This is a genomic window from Pseudochelatococcus sp. B33 (assembly GCF_053570585.1).
Map to the genome: position 1 here is coordinate 1 of NZ_JBSEFH010000073.1, position 1,553 is coordinate 1,553.

Consider the following 1,553-nt stretch of genomic DNA (forward strand, 5'->3'; position numbering starts at 1 on the left):
ACGACGTCGACATCACCGGCGGCACGCTTTCCAATGTCACGTTGAACAACGTCGTGCTCAACGGCGGTGACCTCTGATGTCTATCGCCTATCAGCACCCATTGAGGACGCCTGCCGAGATGCAGGCGCGAGTTTCGGCGGAGACGCTGGTGCCCCGCCAGCTCTATGTCGTGCAGGACGACGACGCATATTACATCGTGCAGGCGCTGACGACCTCGACCTATGCGATTGTCGGCCGTGGTGGCGACATCGACGTCCCCATCTACTCCATTCCCGCCGACATCCGTTCGGGCACCGGGAGGGACTATCTCTCCCCGGAATTTACATGGGCGGCGCTGGCGCCTGTCGCGCTCACGGATGCGGAGACGATAGCGCTGAACCTTGGATCTGGTATCGGCAGTTTCACGGTCACGATTACCGTGAACCGGACGCTGGGCAACCCCACGAACCCAAAGCCGGGGCAGAAGTTCAACATCACGGTGACGAGGTCTGCCGCTCAGACACTCTCTTTCGGCTCCAACTACGTGCCCATGGGACCAATGGATCTGCCCGCCTCCGGCAAGCGGTTCAAGGTTGTCGGTGAAGTTATCACCTCCACCGAAATCCACATTATGATTGTTGGTGAGCCATGACATTCCTCGCGGACAATCCCTGGTGGGGAACCTCTAGCCCCGAAGGCCCTGCCGGACAGCAAGTGTGGACATCCAATGGCACGTTCGTCGTACCCGATGGCGTCTACCTCATCTCTGCTCTAGCCGTTGGTCGGTCGAATTCCGGCGGCGCACGCGCCGGCGGCGGCCTAACCTGGGGCAACGACTGCCCGGTGGAGCCCGGAGAGACCCTGATTATCGACGTTGATAATTCGCAAGAACTGTTTTACGCGCGCATCCGCCGTGGGGATACGATCCTCCTCTACGCAAACGGAGCCGGGTCAATTACCGGAGGCACCGGCGGAACGGCCGCGCACGCACCCGGTTTCGCGTCTTACGGCGGTGGTAACGGGGGTAACGCTAATAACGCGGCCGTCCGTTACGGATCTGGCGGCGCAGGCGGATACCTCGGGAACGGCGGCAATGGCCAGGGCAATAATTTGGCGGGGCTGCCCGGTACTGGCGGCGGCGGTGGCGCGGGCGGGGATGGCGGCACAGGTGGCCAAGGCGGGGGTGGCGGCGGTGTCGGGTTGCTCGGGATAGGACCGAGCGGGGATGGCGGTGCTGCCGGTTCACCCGGTCAGGGCGGCAAAGGCGGCAGCGGCGGTGAGGATGGCCTGCCGGGCGCCACTGGTAAGCGCGGCGGAGACTACGGTGGCGGCAAAGGTGGCATTGCTGCCCTTCGCGCCATGTGGGGCGGGGGGCGCTCCTATCCCAATAACGCAGGAGATGTCTGATGCGGTATCTAATTGATCGCAACGGAGCGGTTGAGCACCTGCCATGGGGCAAGCCCTTCCGCGATGCCTCCGACACGCTCCATCCATGGGCGATCATCGCCGCGTGGTCGGATGAGGAGCTTGCTGCAATCGGGGTGGCTCGCGAGGTTGCCCCTCCGCCCGACCCG

The 1,553-nt window shown here is 63.7% G+C and carries 1 protein-coding gene; it reads left to right on the forward strand.

What is annotated here, in order from left to right; all coding sequences use genetic code 11:
• Window positions 1-76: 76 nt before the first annotated feature.
• Complete coding sequence (locus ACUSIJ_RS29570) at window positions 77-631, forward strand: hypothetical protein (RefSeq protein WP_449311995.1); 555 nt, start codon at window positions 77-79, stop codon at window positions 629-631.
• The last annotated feature ends 922 nt before the right edge of the window (window positions 632-1,553 follow it).